This window comes from Pseudoalteromonas sp. MSK9-3, assembly GCF_003590335.1.
Lineage (GTDB): Bacteria > Pseudomonadota > Gammaproteobacteria > Enterobacterales > Alteromonadaceae > Pseudoalteromonas.
The window spans coordinates 66,524-88,351 of record NZ_MIET01000042.1; the positions used below are offsets into that span (position 1 = coordinate 66,524).

20 protein-coding genes and 1 CRISPR repeat array (1 of these 21 running past the window's edge) are annotated in these 21,828 nt (G+C 40.3%); of the genes, 10 read left to right on the forward strand and 10 right to left on the reverse strand.

Features of this window, described 5'->3' with window-relative positions; translation table 11 throughout:
• Nucleotides 1-589: direct repeats of the CRISPR family, unit length 28 nt; unit sequence GTTCACTGCCGCACAGGCAGCTTAGAAA; it begins 220 nt to the left of the window's first position.
• A gap of 689 nt (nucleotides 590-1,278) precedes the next feature.
• Nucleotides 1,279-2,013: a DNA alkylation repair protein gene (locus tag BGP78_RS18065; protein WP_119862687.1), complete on the forward strand. Its 735-nt coding sequence runs from the start codon at nucleotides 1,279-1,281 to the stop codon at nucleotides 2,011-2,013.
• 59 nt (nucleotides 2,014-2,072) lie between these two features.
• Here the strand turns inward: BGP78_RS18065 and BGP78_RS18070 are convergent, their stop codons facing one another.
• From BGP78_RS18070 to BGP78_RS18080, 3 genes are all read right to left on the reverse strand, one after another.
• Nucleotides 2,073-2,519 (reverse strand): GNAT family N-acetyltransferase, encoded by a 447-nt coding sequence (locus BGP78_RS18070; protein ID WP_119862688.1) that lies wholly within the window; start codon nucleotides 2,517-2,519, stop codon nucleotides 2,073-2,075.
• A gap of 170 nt (nucleotides 2,520-2,689) precedes the next feature.
• The gene (locus BGP78_RS18075) at nucleotides 2,690-3,559 is read right to left on the reverse strand and encodes a hypothetical protein (RefSeq protein WP_119862689.1); all 870 of its coding nucleotides are present in this window, start codon (nucleotides 3,557-3,559) and stop codon (nucleotides 2,690-2,692) included.
• A gap of 208 nt (nucleotides 3,560-3,767) precedes the next feature.
• Entirely contained in the window at nucleotides 3,768-4,577 is an 810-nt protein-coding gene (locus BGP78_RS18080; RefSeq protein ID WP_119862690.1) for an SDR family NAD(P)-dependent oxidoreductase, read from the reverse strand.
• Nucleotides 4,578-4,902: 325 nt separating this feature from the next.
• Between BGP78_RS18080 and BGP78_RS18085 the strand changes: the two genes are divergently transcribed.
• Complete coding sequence (locus BGP78_RS18085; protein ID WP_119862691.1) at nucleotides 4,903-5,748, forward strand: enoyl-CoA hydratase/isomerase family protein; 846 nt, start codon at nucleotides 4,903-4,905, stop codon at nucleotides 5,746-5,748.
• A gap of 73 nt (nucleotides 5,749-5,821) precedes the next feature.
• On the opposite strand, the gene BGP78_RS18090 is transcribed toward BGP78_RS18085, so the two are convergent.
• A complete protein-coding gene (locus BGP78_RS18090; RefSeq protein WP_119862692.1) occupies nucleotides 5,822-6,214 on the reverse strand; it encodes a hypothetical protein in 393 nt (130 codons plus the stop codon).
• A 296-nt stretch (nucleotides 6,215-6,510) separates the two neighbouring features.
• Between BGP78_RS18090 and BGP78_RS18095 the strand changes: the two genes are divergently transcribed.
• The 7 genes from BGP78_RS18095 to BGP78_RS18125 all read left to right on the forward strand — a co-directional run bounded on the left by BGP78_RS18095 (nucleotide 6,511) and on the right by BGP78_RS18125 (nucleotide 14,066).
• Nucleotides 6,511-7,155: a LysE family translocator gene (locus tag BGP78_RS18095; protein ID WP_119862693.1), complete on the forward strand. Its 645-nt coding sequence runs from the start codon at nucleotides 6,511-6,513 to the stop codon at nucleotides 7,153-7,155.
• A gap of 21 nt (nucleotides 7,156-7,176) precedes the next feature.
• Nucleotides 7,177-7,659: a DUF3293 domain-containing protein gene (locus BGP78_RS18100; RefSeq protein ID WP_119862694.1), complete on the forward strand. Its 483-nt coding sequence runs from the start codon at nucleotides 7,177-7,179 to the stop codon at nucleotides 7,657-7,659.
• 33 nt (nucleotides 7,660-7,692) lie between these two features.
• On the forward strand, nucleotides 7,693-8,193 hold the full coding sequence (locus BGP78_RS18105; protein WP_119862695.1) for a GNAT family N-acetyltransferase: 501 nt from the start codon (nucleotides 7,693-7,695) through the stop codon (nucleotides 8,191-8,193).
• Between the two features lie 372 nt (nucleotides 8,194-8,565).
• A complete protein-coding gene (locus BGP78_RS18110; RefSeq protein ID WP_182912322.1) occupies nucleotides 8,566-10,956 on the forward strand; it encodes a hybrid sensor histidine kinase/response regulator in 2,391 nt (796 codons plus the stop codon).
• A gap of 87 nt (nucleotides 10,957-11,043) precedes the next feature.
• A complete protein-coding gene (locus tag BGP78_RS18115; RefSeq protein WP_182912323.1) occupies nucleotides 11,044-11,778 on the forward strand; it encodes a glycoside hydrolase family 25 protein in 735 nt (244 codons plus the stop codon).
• Entirely contained in the window at nucleotides 11,766-12,740 is a 975-nt protein-coding gene (locus BGP78_RS18120) for a hypothetical protein (protein ID WP_119862698.1), read from the forward strand. Before BGP78_RS18115 ends, BGP78_RS18120 begins: the two co-directional genes overlap by 13 nt.
• A 489-nt stretch (nucleotides 12,741-13,229) precedes the next feature.
• Nucleotides 13,230-14,066 carry a DUF6279 family lipoprotein gene (locus tag BGP78_RS18125; RefSeq protein ID WP_119862699.1) on the forward strand — a complete coding sequence of 279 codons (837 nt, stop codon included), beginning with the start codon at nucleotides 13,230-13,232 and terminating at the stop codon, nucleotides 14,064-14,066.
• A 473-nt stretch (nucleotides 14,067-14,539) separates the two neighbouring features.
• On the opposite strand, the gene BGP78_RS18130 is transcribed toward BGP78_RS18125, so the two are convergent.
• The 4 genes from BGP78_RS18130 to BGP78_RS18145 form a co-directional block, all read right to left on the reverse strand.
• Nucleotides 14,540-15,687, reverse strand: a protein-coding gene (locus tag BGP78_RS18130) for an IS3 family transposase (protein ID WP_119862700.1) whose coding sequence is annotated in 2 segments (ribosomal slippage) — nucleotides 14,540-15,450 and nucleotides 15,450-15,687 — 1,149 coding nt in all. Because the reading frame shifts where the segments join, the coding sequence is not laid out codon by codon here.
• Between the two features lie 325 nt (nucleotides 15,688-16,012).
• Nucleotides 16,013-16,846, reverse strand: coding sequence for a hypothetical protein (locus BGP78_RS18135; protein ID WP_147386095.1), 834 nt, complete (start codon nucleotides 16,844-16,846; stop codon nucleotides 16,013-16,015).
• A 171-nt stretch (nucleotides 16,847-17,017) separates the two neighbouring features.
• Nucleotides 17,018-17,509, reverse strand: coding sequence for a hypothetical protein (locus tag BGP78_RS18140; RefSeq protein WP_119862702.1), 492 nt, complete (start codon nucleotides 17,507-17,509; stop codon nucleotides 17,018-17,020).
• Between the two features lie 111 nt (nucleotides 17,510-17,620).
• Nucleotides 17,621-18,385 (reverse strand): hypothetical protein, encoded by a 765-nt coding sequence (locus tag BGP78_RS18145; protein ID WP_119862703.1) that lies wholly within the window; start codon nucleotides 18,383-18,385, stop codon nucleotides 17,621-17,623.
• 253 nt (nucleotides 18,386-18,638) lie between these two features.
• Here BGP78_RS18145 and BGP78_RS18150 point away from each other — a divergent pair, with 253 nt between their 5' ends.
• Entirely contained in the window at nucleotides 18,639-19,610 is a 972-nt protein-coding gene (locus tag BGP78_RS18150; protein ID WP_119862704.1) for an integron integrase, read from the forward strand.
• A gap of 347 nt (nucleotides 19,611-19,957) precedes the next feature.
• On the opposite strand, the gene BGP78_RS18155 is transcribed toward BGP78_RS18150, so the two are convergent.
• Together BGP78_RS18155 and BGP78_RS18160 are read right to left on the reverse strand one after the other, a co-directional pair.
• Entirely contained in the window at nucleotides 19,958-20,800 is an 843-nt protein-coding gene (locus BGP78_RS18155) for a class I SAM-dependent methyltransferase (RefSeq protein ID WP_119862705.1), read from the reverse strand.
• Nucleotides 20,801-21,009: 209 nt separating this feature from the next.
• Nucleotides 21,010-21,753: a DJ-1/PfpI family protein gene (locus BGP78_RS18160; RefSeq protein WP_119862706.1), complete on the reverse strand. Its 744-nt coding sequence runs from the start codon at nucleotides 21,751-21,753 to the stop codon at nucleotides 21,010-21,012.
• Nucleotides 21,754-21,828 lie beyond the last annotated feature (75 nt).

Consider the following 21,828-nt stretch of genomic DNA (forward strand, 5'->3'; position numbering starts at 1 on the left):
CGCTAAGACTTCCAAAAAGGGTTCACTGCCGCACAGGCAGCTTAGAAATTCAACTTGTACCATTTTTGGACCTGACACCAGTTCACTGCCGCACAGGCAGCTTAGAAATTCATTAGATAACCCCTTTTGCGACGAGCGTTGTTCACTGCCGCACAGGCAGCTTAGAAATGCTTAGAGACGGCCCAACTGAATTTAATTGTGTTCACTGCCGCACAGGCAGCTTAGAAAGTTCGATAAAATCATTATCACGTCTGAAGTACGTTCACTGCCGCACAGGCAGCTTAGAAACTTGCAGACTCTAGTTCAACAACACGCTTTTTGTTCACTGCCGCACAGGCAGCTTAGAAATTCTGGCTATGCGTAAATCATCTCCTTTCAGTGTTCACTGCCGCACAGGCAGCTTAGAAAAACGTATCGACGAACAGCGGTTTGCTTTTGCATGTTCACTGCCGCACAGGCAGCTTAGAAAAATGGCATTCAGCGAGTGTCATTTACAAAAGCGCTCACTGCCGCACAGGCAGCTTAGAAAAACCCGCACATATGCCCATTCATTACTTACCAGTTCACTGCCGCACAGGCAGCTTAGAAATTCATGTTGTATAATTTTTTGCATCTAATTTTGTTCACTGCCGCACAGGCTGTAGTGGATGCTTTGTGGACCCTGAATCAAGTTCAGGGAGACAAAAGTTGAGTATATTTGTTTTTAAATGAACTCTGAATTTGGGGATTACACGCAATACTCGCCTTATACTCCGTCTTTCTGACGCAGGTCAGAATCCATTATTTTTTAGAAAGCAGATGGGTTAAATGACACGTATTTGAATTGTTATGTGGACCATGAATCAAGTTCAGGGAGACGAAGTGTGAAACTTGCCATGTACGCGGCGTAAAGCCCCGCTAGTAGCTAAGATGAAACACCATACTCGCCTTATACACTGTCTTTCTGACGCAGGTCAGAATCCATTATTTTTTAGAAAGCAGATGGGTTAAATGACACGTATTTGAATTGTTATGCGGACCCTGAATCAAGTTCAGGGAGACGAAATGGGTTTAACAACGTCTAGCCTTTATATGCACGGCATAAAGCTCCGCCAACGGGAAAGATGAAACGCAATACTCACCTTATACTCCGTCTTTCTGGCGGAGGTCAGAATCCATTGTTTTACGGGCCCTTTTTTGATTGACGAGCTTAAGATCTTGAAATATCAGGCAAGTAAAAATAAAAAACTGAACAAAGAGCAGGCATACTATGCGTCACAATCTTGTAGGAGTGCATCAATGCAATGTTATGTTGAGGTGTTAAAAGATGCTTTATTACAGCATGCTACCATTGAAAAGGCGCAAGCCAGTCAACGGTTTTTTACCCATGAAGTCAGTTGTATGGGTGTAAATGCTGCAGATATTAAAAAAGTCGTGAGTGAGTTTCATATGGCTCATAAAGGGCTTTGCGCGAATGAGGTATTGGCCATTACTGAGGCTTTGCTCGCACAAGCGCATTATAATGAGGAAGTTCTCACAGCGTTTGGCCTAATCAATAAGTATGTGAAACGGCATTATGACGATAACTTATTAGCGCGATTTGAATACTGGTTAGAACATTACACAACCAATTGGTCTACGGTTGACGATTTGTGTATTAAAACCATTTACTTGTTTTTGTTGTCTCGTCCACATTTAATCGAAAAAACGCAGCATTGGCGTCATTCTGAGGTGAGTTGGTGTCGCCGCGCGAGCAATGTGGTGTGGGTTAAGTTTATTTATAGACCAATCGCAAACGCGGTGTATCGGTTGGATAAAAGCCTCGTGTTTTGCAACTGTGATGTGTTACTTGACGACCCTGATGAGTTTGTGCAAAAAAGCCTTGGATGGCTATTAAAAGTCACGGCTGCACATCATCACGATGCGGTTGTTGAGTATATTGAACATAATAGTGAGCATTTACAACGGGTCACACTACGATATGCGATAGAAAAAATGGCGCCGACCGTGCGAAAGCGTTTACTGGCGCTTTAATATTTATGAGTACATAAACAAATAAGCACAGCTGATGTACTCAAAAGGCGTCGGTGTAATTATAAGTCGAGATAGAGTCTGAGCATATCTTTGTGTTGAATGCCATTTTCAAAAATAGCTTCATCGTAATGGGTAATGAAGTGGTCTTTGATTACGCTGTCGACCCGAAAGCCGAGTTGTTGGTAGTAGCTCAGTTGGTAGCCAAAACTCCCTGTACCAAGTTCAATACGAGTTACCTGCTTCGCTTGCATTTGTTGCAGTGCAAAGGTGAGTAACTCTGAGCCAATGCCTTGTTTCTGATAGTCTGGTTCAACCGATATATTATACACTTGCACGGTGTTGTCAGATATCAACTTAGCAATACACGCAGCCACGATTTGATTGTTTTCTTGATAGACAAAGCACCATGAATCATCTCGGTATTGACGAATGCTTTTTTCACACGGGTCGGCTTCTAATAAAAGTGATATAGGTACGTCATAGCCAGAAACTTCGCTGAATTTCATGGGGTAATTCCTTTCATCAAATTTCACTAAAGATAGTGTTAGTTATTGTTTTTATGTGTTTTGAAACACTAAAAGTGGCATTGAGTCGTGCATCAATGAAAGTTTACATTACCTTAACACGGGGCACATGTACAACGATACATGTGCCCCAAATTTAAAATAGCGGGATATTAACCACCAATATTCTGGGCAGTAACGCGCCAAGAAGGAAAGCTGTAGTATGGCTGAGCGTCGGTCATGCCTGGTTTTTTATAAAGTAACTTAAGATCCCACGATGTGATCCCCCAAAAGTTATTATCTCGGTCAATATCCACTTCTATGTAGTTACCATAAAAATTAAGCTGGTTATTTTCTAAAGTAAATAAGTCTGTGCTACCCATGCCTGGGCCAGTACGATGTTGTGCGACGACATACACTTTATCAGCACCTACGGCAATATTGGTTGGCCAACAGCTGTCATTACAGCCGGTTTCAACGGCTGTCCAGGTGTTATTTGCATATTTAAAGATTTTCTTCGAGTCAGTGACAGCCCACACATGGCCTTCAGAGGAGACATCAATTTTGCTGATCTGTTCATTGGCAATACTAATGTAGCCGTCAAAACTATTGGTTTGTTGGTTATATTGCTTCAACGTACCATCACCCGTAACACAATATGCATTCTCAAGTGTGTGAGAGCTAATATCTTTGGCTTGCCAACACCCTGACACATTTTGCCAGCCTTGTGCGCTATCACGATAAGCGTTGCCACTGTCACTGATCACAAACGATGAAAATTCATCGTATGCATATCCAGCGCCTTGGCTGATATTTGGTTTGTAGTGAAAATAACTACCAGAAATAGCCACTGCTTTTTGGCCATACGGTAATGCTTTACTAAACCAGCCATCGAAAGAATCAAACTTATTTTTGTGTGGGACACCATTGGTATCAATCACCCAGCGTACTGCGGAATTGGCGTGCCCTTCTGCGTATGTCGGTAAGCTAAAAGTCAGTGCAGTACAGGCGCTTACAAGAAGCGCAACATTACTTAATTTCATTATAAATTATCCTTTTACATGGTATGTCCCCAGAATTGGGTGGTTGAAACTTAATCAATCCGAAGGTGTTTGGCAATCTTAAATGTTTAATTTAAGTAGTTATTTAGTTAACTGGATTGCTTTGTATTGATACTACGTAGGTTTGTATTAAGTTTTTGAGCGCGGGACAGCCAGTGAGTCTGTATTTATTCGCATCAAAGTGTGAGCGCTATACTAGATATACATCGCTTATTTTCGTTAAAAATTGCAGAATAGGCGCGGCTTTTTGTGGATTGATAGCGTCAGAGTGTGGTGCTGAAAACTGTTGACTGTCATTGTCAAAATAATGCCCAGTAGCATTATTGAACCGGTCAGTGAGGGAAGCTTCAACAAGAATATTTGCACCAATTTCAATATCATTACCTTGTACCCCAAATCCTTCATTGACCATTTTGCTATTGAGCATGGAACCCGGATTTACAGCCACAACCATAGGCCCCGTGGTTGCACACTCTACACCGATAAAATGTGACCAACATGTCAGTGCTAATTTACTTTGTGCATAAGCGCTCATATCATCGAGCTGCACTTTACCTTGCATAGCTGCCATCTCCACAGGCGCTTGCGCCGCTGATGACAAGTTAACAACACGGCTTGTATTACAAAATAATGGAGTAAGCCCTTTCATTAATAAATACGGCGCGATGGTATTGACCATAAAGCGCACATCGAGCCCTGAATTTGTTTGCTGTTGTACTATTTTAAAGACACCTGCATTATTAATGAGCACATCTAACGTATTGTGTTGTTGCGTGACGGCTTGAATAAGCTTTGTGATGTCATCAAACTTTGAAAGATCAGCAATATAGCACTCGATTTCGGCAGCATTTGGTTCTGACAATAATTGTTGTTTTATGGTCGCCAGCTTTTCTGAATTTCGACCATGAATAAGTAAATAGTGTCCTTGACTGGCAAGTTGCTTGGCTGTTGCTAACCCTATCCCGTCAGTAGCACCGGTAATGAGTATTTTCTTTTTCATGACGCTTATTCCTAATTTAGGTTTTTTTGAGAAGCAATGGGGTTGTTTTCGACGCAATCATTGCGGTATTTCCGTGCGTTTTACACAGTACAGTTGCTAGGCATATTGATAGCATAATTGGAGAGTAATCGAATGATAATCGTATATTTAAGTGAAACACTTTATAGATATTATTGATAATTTGGATTTGGCTACCCATTCCTTAGAAACAAAGTGATTCTCAATGGTTTCTATAAACTGATTATACAGCTTAGCTACTAATACTTTGCTATCGCGACTGATAGGCTAACTTGACTGGAATTAATAAGGTAATTGGAGCGAAGCAATGACACAGAGTAACTATACAACTTTTACAACTAAGATAACCGACGCCGTCTTAACGGTGACATTTGATCATGGCCCCGTTAATATTCAAGGGATCGCGATGTTAGATGACCTGAGTAAATTAGCGGATGAATTAGAACAAGACATAATGATTAAAGTGGTGGTGTTTCAATCAGCGCATCCAGACATATTTATTGCCCATGCCGACACTGGGTTTTTAAAAGATATGTCGACGCAAGCGGTGAGTCGTGACGAGGTGCAGCTACTTTATTTACAAACTGTGTTGCAGCGCATTAGCGAGTTACCGCAAGCCACCATTGCAAAAGTAGAAGGCTTTGCGCGAGGAGGCGGTCATGAGTTTATGTTGGCGTGTGATATGCGCTTTGCTTTAAGAGGTAAAGCAAAGTTTATGCAAATGGAAGTGGGTATGGGGATATTACCTTGTGGCGGTGGCGCATCTCGTATGGCAAGACAAGTCGGCTTAGGCCGAGCATTGGAAATTATCCTCAGTGCCCGTGATTTTGGTGCTGATGAGGCTGAGCAATATGGCACCATCAACAAGGCGCTTAATGAAGATGAAATTGGGCCTTATGTTCATGCACTTGCCCATCGTATTAGCCAGTTTCCTAGTGAGTCTATTACTGCGTGTAAGCGTGCGGTTTATGCCTCAATTGATTTACCAATACAAGAGGCTTTGCGAGAAGAAGCTTATCAGTTGTATCAAGCATTAAGTAAAACCCCTGCGCAGGTGCGCTTTCAATATGCAGATGATAATGGAGCGCAAAATGACATGGATAACCAGCACAATTGGGAACAATTGGTGATGGATATTCAATCTGTAGGCTAATATCACTGATATGTCACAAAACACAGTAGTGCCTGCTAATTAAACACTACTGTGTGATCATCGAAAAGTTCGATTAGTAGACAGTAAAGTAACTCACATTTACTTCACCTTCGTGGTACAAGGCGTTGAGCTGGTGGTAGTGCACTTGCATAGAGAGCTTGGCATAGTCGGTTTGCAATGACATTCCTCCAGTATCTCTTGGGATTGAATACATGCAGTGTGTTTCACTGTAAAAATAGTGAGGTTCACTCGGTTGCGTAAAATAGTTGACTTGATTTTCTGAGCAATTTTGTAATACATAACCTGCATTGGCGAGCTGTTGTTGCACCGCTTGGACTTGTCGACCATATTCCAATACTTCGGCGGTGGTATAATAACCAGACGCCAAATCTACATTTGTTGCCATAGATGACAAACTAATCAAACAAGCTACCGTTGCACACGTTGCAGTTACTCGATTTTTCACAAAAAATATCCTTCTAAATTATATTACGTGAAGGCCAGGTAACATTGAAATAATGTTAATTACTGGCGCTAGCTATTAGACGACTCATATATTAAAGTTTTCTTAAATCATGGCTTAAAGTTAAAACTCTAACTTCGTGTTTTTGTAACTAATGTAGTGCAGTTGTAAATAGTTATGTGCAATTTGATATGGCTTATTTATATCTTTTCTATTGTATTATTTTACTTTCACCTGTAAATTCCGTCGCTTTTTTAAAGTCAAAATTGGCTGATATTGACGCGATAAGGAACGTAAAAATGATTGATTATTCAGTATTACCTATGTTTTTAGCTGCCTGTTTTATCTTGGTGATCTCACCTGGGCCTGATCTGTTGCTGATTGGTAGTTATTCATCAAAACAAGGCGTTAAAAGTGGCGCGGCGATTACATTGGGTATTTTTGTGGCTGGCATACTACAAACCTTGTTTGTCGCATTTGGTTTAGCTAAGTTGCTTACGATAATACCTATGTTGTCTGTTGCGCTTAAATTAATGGGGGCGTTATACTTTTTGTGGCTAGGGCTCAAGTTAATACAGCAATGGTATGCACATGGAGAGGCAAGTGCAGCCCCTTTACAATCAGTAAATAAAAGCGGTGCGCAACTTTTCTTAATAGGCATGTTGAATAACCTTTTAAACCCTAAAGCACTGCTTTTCTTCGCGTTATTTTTGCCACAATTTACACACAATGGGGCCGATATATTCTTACAGATTTTGACATTAGGATTTATATTAATTTTTGTTGCGCTGCTGATCAACTTGGCTTTAAGTGTTGTATTTAGCATCGCGGGGAAGAAACTGGCTAATAAGTTTAAAATCGGCCGATATGTTGATGGCATACTCGGATTGCTTTTCATTACATTAGCGGGCCGCTTGGCATTTAGTAGTGAGCAAGGTGTATAAACTGGAAAGGGGCTTTACAGTGTGCAGATAGACACAAATTTGTGGCAGCTTTATTGTGACGTATATTTTTCCTCACATAGTGAAAACACAAATATATTAGGTTTAACTGATGGGGTAAAAGGTGCGATTATCTCTGTTTGGAATCCATTTGGGAAAACGCTTACTCTCCAACAAAATGTGTTGTTTTCACGTAAGGTGCTTACATACTTAAACAGTAAAGCAATACCCTATTTTTTGTTATGGGGTGGCTCAAAAGACATGGCTTATAGAGAGTTAAGTGTGTTTGTTCGTGTAGATAGGGCACGTGCCTGTCAGCTTGCTCAGCAATTTAAGCAATTGGCCTATTATTATGTTGATAATGGCATATTGATGCTTATCAATAGTCATAACAGGCAACAGCGAACAGCTGTAGGGGGGTTACATCGACGTGTTTTAAAAGTGTCAGGTTCACATAAGTGGCGCGATGCTCTTACTGCGGGCAATTTAGCCATCGCTAAATCATAAATGTTAAAGGCATACGTGTTAAGGAAGTAATTAATGATAAGAACAATGACCAAAGCGGATTTCATTGCGTTCTGGCCCACATTTGAAGCGGTTATTTTAGCTCAAGAAACTTACGCATTTGACCCAAATATGACCTGTGAACAGGCTTATATTATGTGGTGTGAGAGTGCATTAGCCAGCTATGTATATGAAGAAAATAGTAAGATATTGGGCTCGTATTATTTAAAAGCCAATGGCATGGGCCCAAGCAGTCATATTAGTAATTGTGGCTATATGGTCAGTGAACTTGCCAGAGGCAAAGGCATTGCCAGTGCTCTATGTGAGCATTCACAACACATTGCCATTGAACTGGGTTTTACCGCGATGCAGTATAACAGTGTGGTGTCGTCAAATGAGGTGGCGATTAAGCTATGGGAAAAACTGGGATATAAAATAATAGGCACTATTCCACAGGCATATCGTCATGGAACGTTAGGTTACATTGACAGTTACATTATGCATAAGCAGTTGGTACCACCTACTTTCACACGTTAATGAGTAGGTTGTAACAAAGGTTTTTTTTATATGGACCGTTGTGGTTATTTGTTATGGAATAGTACACTGCGGCTCATGCACCCTGAGTTTTTTATAAAAGTCTGGGTAATGGTGAATATAGCGCTTGGGGGGAACGAGCCTTTCTAGCCTTGAGCTACCGTTTTGATTGGTTCACTTTCTAGGGTGAATAAACGGTTGATACCACGCTCGGTTCACAGGGGGTCTCATGATCTGGGTGGTTTTACCTTTTACTCAGTTTAAGGCTTACTTGTAGGTTAATAATGCTTGAATATGCTCCGCAAGTTTTGCATTAGTGCTATTTCATAAGCTCGTCTAAACTAATGAGATGTATATTAAAATGAGATGGTTAGAATGCGGTTAAAAGTACGTTTGGCTGCGGTGTTGCTTGTGACTTCTTTACTGCCGCTATTGGTCGTATTTGTACTAAGTGTAACGCATAGTACAGAGCAATCACGAAGCCTAAGTATTCAAGGGACGCTCGCACAAGTTAGCAATGCTGCGGCATTGTTTGAACGTTACTTTAGTAATAGAAAAGCTGAAATTGCGCTTATGGCGCGTGACCCCAGAGTGCAAAGCATGGACTTTGTTACCATGAGGCCATTTTTAATAGATGAAAAAAATCGGCAAAATAATGTTTATGAAAAATTTATAGTCGGAACAAAAGATGGCAGCTTTCACAATACCGAAGGAGGTAATCCTCATCAACAAATGAAGCGCACTTTTGATGATACTCAACCTTTTTCAGTACAAAAAACCATTAAAAAACGAGACTATTGGCGAACGACGGTTGGTGACAATGTCGGTAATAGGGCAATCACATTTGTGTCTGATCCGATGATTTCTTACACCACAGGGGTAAGGCAAATCGTGGTCAGCGCAAGCATACTAAATGATAAGAAAAAGGTGGTTGGGCTGCTTGGCGGTAGCATTCCTTGGCGTGAAATTGATCGACTAGTATCAAGGGTACAAAACAAGGTGATGACTTTATTTAGTGAAGATGCGCGCTTAATGTTGGTGTCGCATTATGGCTATTATATGTATCACTGGGACCCTACTAAAGTGATCCAGCTTAAAAAGCAAAATGATACTTGGGTGCTTAATGAAATTGGCGAAAAGGTATCTGTAAGACTAAAAATAAACGAAGAAAAAAATGAAGCGGTTCGTGCCCTAGGAGTCAAAATGTTAGCAGGGCATACGGGGTTCACTGAGCTAAAGGATGCCGATACTGACCAATTGCAACATGTATTTTTTGCACCGATCCCGTCAACCGGATACAGCATTGCCGTTGTGGTCCCCAATCACGTGATGTTTGAACCGGTGGAGTCATTAAAACAACTGCTGTGGGGCACATTTGTGGTGGTGCTGATTTTGGTTATTGCACTTGCGGTTAAACTTACAGCGCACTTTTATGCACCGATACATAGTTTAACAAAAGCGGCGAAAGCCCTTTCTAATGGCGACTTTACCTATAAGATCATGAGCCACCGTAAAGACGAGCTTGGTGAACTCAGCCAGGCATTTGTCAAAATGCGTGATCAAGTTTATGTGCGAGAAAGTGAACTAGAAAAACACGTCAAAGAACGCACGCAGGCACTAGAGCATGCCACTGATCAAGCTCAACATGCGGTTCAGGTAAAAAGCCGATTTTTAGCCAATATGAGCCATGAGATCCGCACGCCATTAAATGGCCTGCTTGGTATGCTCGAATTATTACAATTACAGTCTAAATTAGATGCGGAGCAAGCAAAGTTAATTACGATGGGTGCCAGCGCGGGGCAGCACTTATTGTCGCTGGTGAATGATATTTTAGACATTTCAAAGCTAGAAGAAGGGCAAGTTGAACTCGTTATAGAAGACTTCTTAGTGTCGGAGCTGCTAGACGATGTACTTGTGATGTTACAGCCGCTGGCGACACGAAAGTCTCTGGAGCTTATTGTCCATTGTGACGATGCAGTCCCTACTGCGATAAAAACGGATAAAGTGCGATTGAAGCAAGTGTTAGTTAATTTAATGAGCAATGCGATTAAATTTACATCACGAGGGAGTGTAAAAGTCATTATTTCAGCTCGACCAGAACAGCAACAGCACCGAGTATTTTTTAATGTGATTGATACCGGCATTGGTATAAAAGCTGCGCAGTTAGATAATATATTTTTACCCTTTCAACAAGCAGATGATAGTACGACAAGGGAGTATGGCGGCACAGGGTTGGGGCTCAGTATTTGTCGAGAGTTGGCGACCTTATTAGGTGGCACGATTGAAATAAGCTCTGAATATACCGAAGGGACGCATGCGACGTTCGATATTTTAGTCTTTGAAGGTGATGCGAAAGATGAGTCAATTGGCTTAGCCGAAGCGCAATCTCTTTTATCTGGCAAGGTGTTGGTTGCTGAAGATAACCCCATTAATCAAATGGTGATCAGCGCGATGTTAAACAAGTTAGGTATGGATGTAACTATCGCTGATGATGGTGTGTTAGCGCTAGAGGAACTCAGTTTAGCGTCTTATGATGTTGTGTTAATGGATATGCATATGCCGAATATGGATGGTGTTGAGGCGACTAAACAGATCCGCCGTGATGCACGTTGGGGGAATTTGCCAATCATTGCGACCACTGCCAATGTTTTACCACAAGACATCGCATTATGTTTTAGTGCAGGGATGGATGATCACCTTGCAAAGCCACTGCAAATGGCACAGTTACGACGTGCATTAGTGCGTTGGTTACCTAACAAAGCTTAGTTCCTAAAATGGTTTTTATTACTTAAATTAATGTAATATATAAGGATTAATAATTTGCATAACGCAAATGCTCATTAAGGAATGACCATGAGTATACGAATTTTACAAGGGCTTGGAGTGTTAGCTCTGCTGCTATTTTTGCTAAATAGACCGACTGTTTTTTCGCCCTTGGGTACTTATAGCACAGTAACACCACTTGAAAACAAGGCGGTGGGAACTGATAAAATATTGGGGGTTGATGTATCACATCAACAGGGGGAGATCGACTGGCAGCAAGTAGCTAAAGCGGGCGTGTCATTTGCGTATTTAAAAGCAACCGATGGTATTACCTATCAAGATCCTGCTTTTTTAACCTATGCTACATCGATAGCGCGCACGACTATGCTCGTTGGGGCTTATCATTTTTTTGAAGCAGAAGACGACCCTATTGCTCAAGCTGAAAACTTCATCAAGCACGTTAAGTCCGTCAATATGTCATTGACGCCCATGGTCGATGTGGAAGTGACCAAAGGCCAAACCCCGCAGACGATCGCATCACGGTTACAAGTATTCCTACAATACATAAATGCATCTTTAGGCTGTAAGCCGATTATTTATAGCTCTCGTAATTTTTGGTCTGCTGATATTGGTCCCGCTTTTAATAGTTACTCTTTTTGGTTAGCTGAATACAATCCAGAGTTAACCTTACCCAAAGACATAAAAAATGTGGTGATGTGGCAATATTCTGATAAAGGTCAGATAGCTGGGGTGAGTCAGGCAGTAGATTTAGATAAGGCGATCAATGCGCCACAAGGATTGGAGTTACTAAAATGCAAGTACTAGGCAAAAACATCTCCATAGAGCGGGTAATTTATAACGATCATGGGCTTGCCAATAAATGGCTTTTTTTGGCATTGGCTGCAGTGTGTGCACTCTTGCTTGTTTTAAATATACAAGGTGAAGTAAACCTAAAAACACTTGCACATCAACCTACCTCTTTATATCAACATAACATTCACTATTTAACCAAGATTGAAGACACGCTTATATCAGACTTCGGGCAATTAAATACTTTAACGACGCAGCTCAATAGCAGAGTGAGTACCCCAGACAACAATGTGATATGGAGTAAAGATGTCGCTGTAATTTATCAGGAGTTTGTCACTATTTTAACGGCGGGAAGTCACTATGCTTTGTCGGCAGTTGCTATTGTTGGCGCTTTGCAAATAGTGAATTACCTTAGTGACTGGTTAGCGCCAGTTATTTTTAATGTGTTATTAGCTTATATGTCGATATGGAGCTTACTTGTGGCGCTAAAGCGTGAGTTATTATATCAAACTGCATTACTGTGGCTTGGCAAAGTGTTAATTGGGGTTTGGTTATGTCTTTATCTGGTGATCCCGTATTCAATTCATGTTAGCTCAGCAATGACGCATGAAATAGAAGCGCATTTTCATCATACCCTTGACCATGATTACTTTACATCAATCAATCACGATATTAGCCAGATAGCACACAGTGTAGAGCTTAAAAGTAATGCGCTTATGAAACAAGGTACTGTAACACAGGGGGCTACAATTCAAGTCGAATCTATGTTTATACCGAAAATAGCACAAGCTCAAATGGAGCGAGGAGCGCAGGTGATAATGACTGCTTTGGCGCATAAAGTGATTTCATTGTTGCTGGTGCCTCTAAGTATTGGCTTTTTTCTGTATATGGTTTTTCGCCGTCTATTACGAGGGATGGCCCGTCAAGAGGTGCGGTCAACGCCTGTGTGTAGAGATCCAATACCTGTTATGCCTTGAAAGTGATCCTGTTAGAGCGGGTGATGCTCTGTTTTTAGCGATATAGCTTATTTGGCTGTTCAATAATATCTACAGATAAAAGATAGAGCTGGCGCGTAATCTCGCTGCACAATCTGTTGAGTTAGGCGCTATTATGAAACTAATTTAAGCATCAAATGAACAATGGGTATACATATACTTAGTGTCAATAACTGTGGCGATCGCGGTAAGTGAGACCACTTGTCTAATCACAGAGTTACATGATTAACTGTTTTGCCACCTTTATTTGGTTTTCGAGGTTGTAAGCCATAATACGGTCAAAGTTAATGGGGTTAGCGTTAGAATCTCCTCCAATGTAAGTTATTTTATTCCCATTGTGTAAACATTTAACGCCCTCTAGTATAGCCTTTTTGATACAACCGTTTTGTTATAATTTGATGCTACTATTAATCCGTTTTTGAAAGTGAAGAGTATAGACTGAGGTCATGACATATTTTAAATGAGTCTAAAATGCGACTATTAATCATATTGCTTGCGCTGCTAACGGTTGCGGGTTGTTCAACAAAGTTTGCTTATCGAAACGCAGGGTGGCTTACTTATTGGTATTTAGATGATTATATTTCATTGACTGATGAACAAACGTCGCGTTTTGATGAACGTTTACAGCTTTGGTTAAGCTGGCATAAAGTTGAAGAACTAGACAAATATATTGTTCACCTCAAACAAATAAAAGCAGATGTTCAAGCCGGTAACATGTCTGTGCAGCGTATCGCGTATCACCAAAAAACACTACGCTCACACTGGCATCGTATAAGAAATAAATTAGCTCCAGATTTGGCGAAAATGGCGCCCATGTTGACACAGGAGCAAAGCGAAGCGTTTTTTTCTGAGCTAGCAGCATTCGAATTAGAATCAATTAAAAAGCGGCAAAAATACTCGGAACAAAAGCGTAAACAGCGTTGGCTGAATAAACGTGAAGATGGTTTAGAACGCTGGCTTGGGGATTTAAATGATGCACAAGAAAAAATGATAGCTGCAGTGTATGATAACCAACAGGACACAGGTGACTTAAGGTCTCAATATCGAGCTGACTATCAGCGCCAACTCAAGAGGTTATTTACTCAGCCTGATAGAGGTAAACAATTTGAAATGAGGTTATTAACGTTATTAACCGAACCTGAGCAAGTTAGAACTGCTGATTTAGATAGGCGTATCAAAGATAATCGGCAGCAAAGTGATCAGTTTTTAGCTGCTGTTTATCAGAGTTTATCTGATAAACAACGCCGCCATTTAGTTGAAGAGTTAGAGGCGCTTATTGACGATTTCACCTCGCTAAAAAGAGAGTAGCTTGATGAATACGAAGCGGTGATGGATATAAAGAAAAGCAGATTTAACGCTTTAACATGGGAATGAAGAATTCAAGATAGCGGGTAGGTTTGTTGTTTATGTGTAGTAGCTCATATCTGGTCTTTCAATTATTGATGAATCGGCTCAAATTTCACCTGACAGGCTGTTATGAGTGAGAAGCAGAGCTTTAATTTGTAGGCGAGGGTTCACCCTTCGCATTGGTTAAAGTTGGCATGTTGTCGCGTTGGCGACGGCAACCAAAGGGCGGCTGCCGCCGACCGCCCTCTGGACTCCCACGGCACCCCCATATCACGCTAAATCTTCAAATAACCAATTGATGTGAACGTAACCGCGATGTATTCGCCTTCCCTGGCGAAATCATCGCTTGGCTCGCATCCATGCGAGCGCATTACTCATCTATTGCTTATTTTCAGGCGTGATACAAGGGGAAAGGGTGGACTTCCCAGCTTTCACTAGACAGTTTCTAACTCAGAAAAATACGCTTCCTCAAACTTAGCTGGTGAAACACCGCCTGTGTGTGAATGGCGTTTTTTTGGATTGTAGAACATTTCTATAAAATTGAATATCTCAGCTTTCGCATCTTCCCTTGTCGAATATATCTTACGCTTAACTATTCGCTTTTTAATCGTCGCAAAAAAGCTTTCAGCAACTGCATTATCGTGACAATTCCCAGCTCGACTCATTGAGGGTACAAGGTTATGTTCTTTCATAAAGGCTAAGTAATCAGCGCTACCATACTGGCTTCCTTGATCACTATGTACCATTACGTCAGCTTTGGGTTGGCGCTGATAAACTGCCATGAGCAATGCTTTAATTACTAAGTGCTTGTCCATGTTTTTATCCATCGACCAGCCTACGATGCGCCTAGAGAATAAATCCATGACAGTTGCTACATACAAGAAGCCTTCATAGGTTCTCACATAAGTAATATCACTTACCCAAGTTTGATTCGGCGCAGGAGGATTAAACTGACGAGCTAGCAAGTTATCTGCAATGCGCGATGTTTTACCGCCTTTAATATGGCGACGTTTATACCCTATTTGCGCTTTGAGTTTATGTTGGCGCATGATCTTAGCTACGCGATTAACACTACATTGCTCACCAGCTTCACGTAAATCTGCGTGTATCCAAGGACTACCGTAAGTGCCACCACTGGCAACGTAAAACTCTCTAATAAGCTTAAGCAAACGATTATCTTCGATTGCTCTGTCACTCAATGGCTTCTTTAACCACGCATAAAAGCCACTGCGGTGTAGCTTAAATAGTTTACACATCGCAACAATAGAAAACTCATTTTGATGCTCACGAATAAAAGCGTACTTTACTCGGGGTTGCTGGCAAAGTACCTTGCGGCCTTTTTTAGAATGTCGCGTTCCTCCGTGACACGTTTTAGCTCGGCCTCAAGTTTGGCGATCTTTAGTTGTTCATCTGATGATTTGGTTTGTTTGGGTTTCTCTGATAACTGGCTTCGCCAGTGATATAACGTTTTGGTACAAATATCTAATCGTTCTGATACTTCAGCAACTGAATAACCACGTTCAGTTATTTGTTTAACTGCTTCTATTTTAAATTCTTGGGTATACCGTTTGCCTTTGCTCATAAAACACCTCTAATTAGAAGTTACAATGTAACTCATTGGGTGTCTAGCAAACTATGGGAAGTCCAAACAGGTGCCACGTCGAACTAAGTAAGGTCTGCTCTGCTCACGAAAGTGAGTAACCAACGAATATCAGCATGAAAACCGACGAAATTACTTGCTTCATCTTATGTATTAACTCGCTCTAATTCGAATTGAGAGATTATGGCTTATAGTTAAGCAGGGATCAGTGTGTTTAACTTGACAGTGGGAGTCATACCAACGCCCGCATTTGCGGTTGGTTTGGAGCGCAGCGGAAAACCAATCCGACAACATGCGCTTGTTAGATTCAGCCTCTACCATGTAGCACAACATTCATAATCTCTTTTACTAAAACTGGTAATTCATATTGCATCCAGTGGAGGAATATTCCTGAAACCATAGTCCCGCCCAATAAAATCAATAGGGTAAAGAATATGATATTACTCCAAGGAGTACAGTACTTGGCGGTTTTTTTAACAATCCAAGTGTCAGGTTTGCCAGAAGATATGCTGTTGCCTGCTACTACGATATGTAGGAGCGACATTGCTATTTGCCAGAATGTAAAAAAAAGAGCACATATACCAAATAAATGAACAGAAAACCAAAGAAGGTCATCTACCAAAAAATATCGCTTCAGGCCAGACCAGCCACTTTGATTGATAATTTGCTCAGCGTATTGAAAGTTCTCTGGTGCATGAACAGGATTAAAGGCGAAGCTTACAGCAACAAAATACATGATCATGAAAGCTACTACATACAGCAGGTATAAAGACCAAGTAACTCCTTTAAATCTACCGTTTACCATTGATCGTAGAACGGCTCCAACCCAAATAGAGAGTAAAAGTATCTCTCCATACAATAGAGAGGTTAAAATTGCTGTCCTGAAGAACCCATATAAGGTAAGGCCAACAAAGACAAATAGGCCGCCTATGAACATGAACAGCTCTGTTTCTTGCTGTACATTTTTTCTTAATTCAGAAGAATTGTTATTTATCGTATTAATGCTGACAGTTTGAGTGATGCTTGTTCCATTCCCTTCATTTATTGAATCGGTAGAAAATAATTTCGCTAGTAGCAACCCTAAAACAGCTCCAAATATTGATGTTGCTATAGCAATATAGATATCTACTTGCTTATTCATTACAACTTCTAACAATTTAACCTCCTATCCATGGGTGATTTTGGAATCTAACGCTCTGCTAAGTGGCTGACAACTCTACCACAAAACTCAAAATAAACACCGTAAACACAATACCCAATTTGAACCAAAAATGCCAAAGGTTGGCAGTCCGTCTTTAGCAGTTTGTTAGCCTTACTTAAACTCAATACTTGTCTTACCCATTACAATACTAGAGAATAAAATAGCATCATCTGTAACCTCATAATCATAAGGGGGATCAACGTGAGCATGACCAATTAAGTGACCTGAAAGTGAATATAACCGGCAATCTAGTTCACACAACTCTAGTATATTGTTATTTAAGCATTCCCATCCCCAGAATAAATCTGGGTAATTAATATCAATTAAGCTTTTGCTTGCTATATTTACAACCGCTGAAACATAGCCTGCACCAACGAATAATATACGCTCATCTTCACCCCAAAACAGCGATGGTTCAACATCTTCAGAAAAATGAGACCAATGTAAGACGATACAAGTAACAGAATTCCCTTCTCTAATTTCAATAATTGTCTTACGGTCAAAATCTTTTTCTTCGGATATCACAATATCCGCACCATTTTCTGGTGTAGTGCTAAAAATAGTTTTAGCTTTTATTGTCGAATTATTAAATAGAAATTCCATACTTTCCTTGTAAGGCTAACGCCCGCATAAGGGGCTGATAATGCTTGGCTATAATGTGAAGCGAAGCGGAACCGAGCCAAGCATTAGCAGTCCCACTACTTAATGCGCTTGTTATGTTTTTACTAAAGCTGGCGATCTCCATTGCCATACAATATCAGGATCACCTTCTTTTTGACCAACTAAAAGTCTTTTATAATCTGCTTCTAAAACATCTCTATTTTTAGAAAGTTCTTCAATATCGACGGGAGATAAAGAAAAGTTACGAATATTGTCCGCTAAAATAAACTTTTCAGGCGATTGGACTTCGATTGATGCAGTATATTCGCCTTCCTTCCAAGGAAACGAGTGCTTATTAAAATTGTATAGCTCTGTCATTTCTTGTTCACGAAGAAAGTCTTCTGCGTTGTATTTATTCTCGGCTTTTAGATATGCGATTTTTTTAACGGCAGTATTCTCATACTCTTTTTTAGATGCGATAAAAGCAACATCTTGAAAGCGAATAAACCGCTCTTCTATTTGAGTTTGATTAAGCTTTATCGCTAAAACTGATTGTTCTTTTTCAAATGGCATTGAACCAGCATCTGGAGTTGTCATTTTACCTACATTTTGTTTTATACCCTGCCATTCAAATACGCGTTCCTCACCACTTTCGTGTTTTAAACGGATTTTTAAATCTGATACAACAATATCTTTATACTCAACAGAAAAAGCTAAATGTAGATTTAAAATTGGCCCCATAGAAGTAAAACCTAGTTCAGCGGAGCGAGAAGTGATTATTCTTACTTTAGGTTTGGTGAAATGATTTTTAATCAAAGTTATCAAATGGGGAGCCCATGCTAACGCTCCCAAGATGGCAATTCCGTCTATAAACTTCAAACTTTACTCCTTACTTCGACAAAAACATAACAATTTAATATCGACCCATTGGGTCGTTTATCTACCGAGCCACGGGTCATTTTTATCATTGTACCAGTTCTATCACAATAACTAACTTGTTGCTAAAGATATATTTTTAAGCATTGTAGATATTATGGAAAGGATAAGAACGACCTAATGGGTCGTTTTCTTGACTATAGGAGAAACACAACAATACTGTATATAAATACAGTAACCTGCTAGAGCTAGCTCAATGAGAACTCGTTCACCATTTTTAAACCACATCGCCGAGTTTATGCTGACTAAGCAATATTCGCTCAGAACCGTTGATACATATCTTAAGTGGATTTCTTCCTATATTCATTTTCATGGCAAGCGACACCCAGCTTCAATGGGCAATAACGAGGTTGTCGAATATCTCGACTACCTTGTACTTAAACGTAATGTGTCGCCTAAAACACAAGCTACTGCGTTAAATGCGCTATCTTTTCTGTATAAGAAAATAATTAAACAGGATTTGTGTCCTAATCTCACATTTGTCAGAAGCAAACGCCAATCTAAGTTGCCAATTGTTATGACCCCTGAGGAGGTTAAACGTCTCATGTCGTTTTTAAGCAAACGATATTATTTAATTTCAGGTTTAATGTATGGGAGCGGCTTACGTGTAATGGAAGCGGTTCAACTACGAGTTCAGGATATTGACTTTGACTACAAGTGCATTCGGATCTGGAATGGAAAAGGGAATAAACATCGGGTGGTTACACTCGCCACAGAACTTATACCTTTGCTAAGAAATCAAATTGCTCAGGCTGATGAATACTTAAAATTAGATTCCCAGAATGAACAATATGCTGGTGTTTGGATGCCAAACGCACTGGCAAGAAAATATCCTAGCGCCAATAAGTTAATTGCTTGGCAGTATCTATTTCCCTCATATAAGCTAAGTGTTGATCCTGAAACTGGCGAGATCCGCCGACATCACTTTCATCAAACAGGAGTACGTAAAGCGGTTAAAGAGGCAGCCAAAAAAGCACAAATCACAAAACCTATAACGCCCCACACTTTTAGACACTCATTTGCTACTCATTTACTACAAAGTGGTGCAGATATCAGAACCGTACAAGCTCAACTTGGTCATTCTGATGTGAAGACAACGCAAATATATACTCATGTTTTACAGCAAGGCGCAAACGGTGTTGTTAGCCCTTTGAGCAAAATTTTCTAGCTTGTTTTGGGGCAGAAAAGATTGATACCTAAATGACTGAAATTGGCACATACACGACTGTCAGGTTTGATTGAGTCCTGCTAATCTCAAAAGGTGCTGTACACTCACAGCACAGGTACTTTCGCTAAACTTTATAGAACCAATACAGTTATGGTTACACCTATTTTTAACTACTTTACATAGTGTTTTTAACTTAACTGGTCGAGAAACAGTTCTTTTTTATTCAATGGTATGTCGATTGTTTTACTATAACCGTAGTTGATTTGCTTCATATTGACTTTATCATGAAGCAAATCATTAGCTATTTTAACACCCGAGCTTATTAAATCGAGGTGCTTTTATAAGCTTTATAAGGCCACTTTGACAAATTTAAGAGTCATTCGGTCGGACTCACCGATTGCGGTATAAACTGCTTTATCTTTGTCTTTTAAAGCTAGGCTCGGGGGCAAAGTCCACACGCCTTTTTCATACTCTTTGGTATCTTTTGGGTTGGCGTTAATTTCAGAGCTAGCAACTAATTTAAAACCAAGCGACTCAACCACGTTAATAAGATCTGACTGTTTCCAGCGTCCTCGATCTGAGGATGCCTTTCGATCGCCTGAATAGCTTTCATCTTCTCTGTGTTGCACTATAGCTAGAACACCTTTGTCTTTTAATATCTGCCATGACTGCTTCAAGCCTAATTCTAATCGACCTTGGTTTTGCCAATGATGTAGAGTACGCGTAATAAAAACAAAATCCAATGACCCCTCATCTACAGGTAACCCTTTAAGAGAAGGCAGCCAAGAACCAATTGCATTATTGCCATACAGCTCAGGCGCATTTTTCACTTTTTCAGGGTATGCTTGCAGAGTTTTCGCCAATTCAGGCCGTCTCCCATAGTATGCGGGGTTATGCTGTAAACCAACATATTTGCCTTTGTCTTTTAGTAAAGGGGCAAGTATATGGGTATACCAGCCTTTACCTGGCGCTATCTCACCGACTTGAGATGTTTCTTTTATGTCAAAAAATCTTAGTACCTCTTCAGGGTTACGATATTTATCGCGTTTTAACTCTTCCATCGTACGGTAAGTATTATTATGCACAGCGTGCCAAATAGCATCTTTCTCCGTTGATGTAGCAGATACGCTTTTCACGTTAAGAGTTGAGAATAACAAAATTATGCCTGCTAAATACGCATGTCTACTCACGTTATATGTCCTTTTTGTGATTTTTAATTATTGGTATATGTTTATTATTACTTACGGGTCGAGAATTTTTCTTTTTCTAAATTTATTTTTCTAAAACAACCATATCTCGGTTTTTATTTTCATTCAATGTTCAAAAGGCTTTAAAACGTGTTTTCATCATTAATTAGTTGTGTGTTGTTAACGCATAATTAATGTCATTTACTAAAGTCTCAATTTAATATAATCATTTCTTTTGCAACCAGTGCCGCTGAGGGTAAAAACATGGTTGAAACGATCCGCTGATCGACGACGACGGCGTGCTTGTCTTTTAGTGTTTGCTTATTTAGGGCAATTGCCCCGTTTTTATTCAGCTGGCTCTCGATAAGGAATGGTAACAAGGTACCTTGCTTCGCCCATGATTTAGATGTTTCAGTTGAATTAGGAAACCCAGCTACTTTTTTACCTTTCACTAAAAACTCACCGTTAGATAAAGTAACGTTTGCAATGCCTGCCGAACCATGTCCTCCAACTCCTATGACACCGCCAGACTCATATACTCGGCTTATGATAGCGTGAATTTTGGGGTTGTTAGCAACATCAAACATCACGCCGTAACCGCCGCCGATATACACGCCCCAATAGTTTGCAGGGTTAATTTGGGCGGGAGAGCGAGAGTTATTGGCTTTATCTAAAAAGCCTTCATATTTAATGGTGTAACTACTTATCCCTAGAGGGTCCATCATGAACTCGACGGAGCCTCCTTTGGGTGAAACAAAATCAACCTCAAAACCATGGTTTAAAAAAATGTGATAAGGCGGGGCGACTTCCCATAAATTATTGCGCGCATCATGCTTTTCAGGATCTCCCATGTCTACCATATTTGATACGACGATTAATACTTTCTTTGCTGGTGCTGCGATAGTATTAGTGGTTATAAAAACGGTTAGAAATAGAACAACGCTTAAGAATTTCATGGAGTGCCTGTTAACATAATTAGAATCGTTATGTTAGACGGGGAAAGTGATAAAAAGGTTTAAATATTCAACTCC

Bases quoted from the DNA above. Each gene is read 5' to 3' on its own strand.
- BGP78_RS18065 (WP_119862687.1), top strand. From the start codon at position 1,279: ATGCAATGTTATGTTGAGGTGTTAAAAGATGCTTTATTACAGCATGCT.
- BGP78_RS18070 (WP_119862688.1), bottom strand. From the start codon at position 2,519: ATGAAATTCAGCGAAGTTTCTGGCTATGACGTACCTATATCACTTTTA.
- BGP78_RS18075 (WP_119862689.1), bottom strand. From the start codon at position 3,559: ATGAAATTAAGTAATGTTGCGCTTCTTGTAAGCGCCTGTACTGCACTG.
- BGP78_RS18080 (WP_119862690.1), bottom strand. From the start codon at position 4,577: ATGAAAAAGAAAATACTCATTACCGGTGCTACTGACGGGATAGGGTTA.
- BGP78_RS18085 (WP_119862691.1), top strand. From the start codon at position 4,903: ATGACACAGAGTAACTATACAACTTTTACAACTAAGATAACCGACGCC.
- BGP78_RS18095 (WP_119862693.1), top strand. From the start codon at position 6,511: ATGATTGATTATTCAGTATTACCTATGTTTTTAGCTGCCTGTTTTATC.
- BGP78_RS18105 (WP_119862695.1), top strand. From the start codon at position 7,693: ATGATAAGAACAATGACCAAAGCGGATTTCATTGCGTTCTGGCCCACA.
- BGP78_RS18110 (WP_182912322.1), top strand. From the start codon at position 8,566: ATGCGGTTAAAAGTACGTTTGGCTGCGGTGTTGCTTGTGACTTCTTTA.
- BGP78_RS18115 (WP_182912323.1), top strand. From the start codon at position 11,044: ATGAGTATACGAATTTTACAAGGGCTTGGAGTGTTAGCTCTGCTGCTA.
- BGP78_RS18120 (WP_119862698.1), top strand. From the start codon at position 11,766: ATGCAAGTACTAGGCAAAAACATCTCCATAGAGCGGGTAATTTATAAC.
- BGP78_RS18125 (WP_119862699.1), top strand. From the start codon at position 13,230: ATGCGACTATTAATCATATTGCTTGCGCTGCTAACGGTTGCGGGTTGT.
- BGP78_RS18135 (WP_147386095.1), bottom strand. From the start codon at position 16,846: ATGAATAAGCAAGTAGATATCTATATTGCTATAGCAACATCAATATTT.
- BGP78_RS18140 (WP_119862702.1), bottom strand. From the start codon at position 17,509: ATGGAATTTCTATTTAATAATTCGACAATAAAAGCTAAAACTATTTTT.
- BGP78_RS18150 (WP_119862704.1), top strand. From the start codon at position 18,639: ATGAGAACTCGTTCACCATTTTTAAACCACATCGCCGAGTTTATGCTG.
- BGP78_RS18160 (WP_119862706.1), bottom strand. From the start codon at position 21,753: ATGAAATTCTTAAGCGTTGTTCTATTTCTAACCGTTTTTATAACCACT.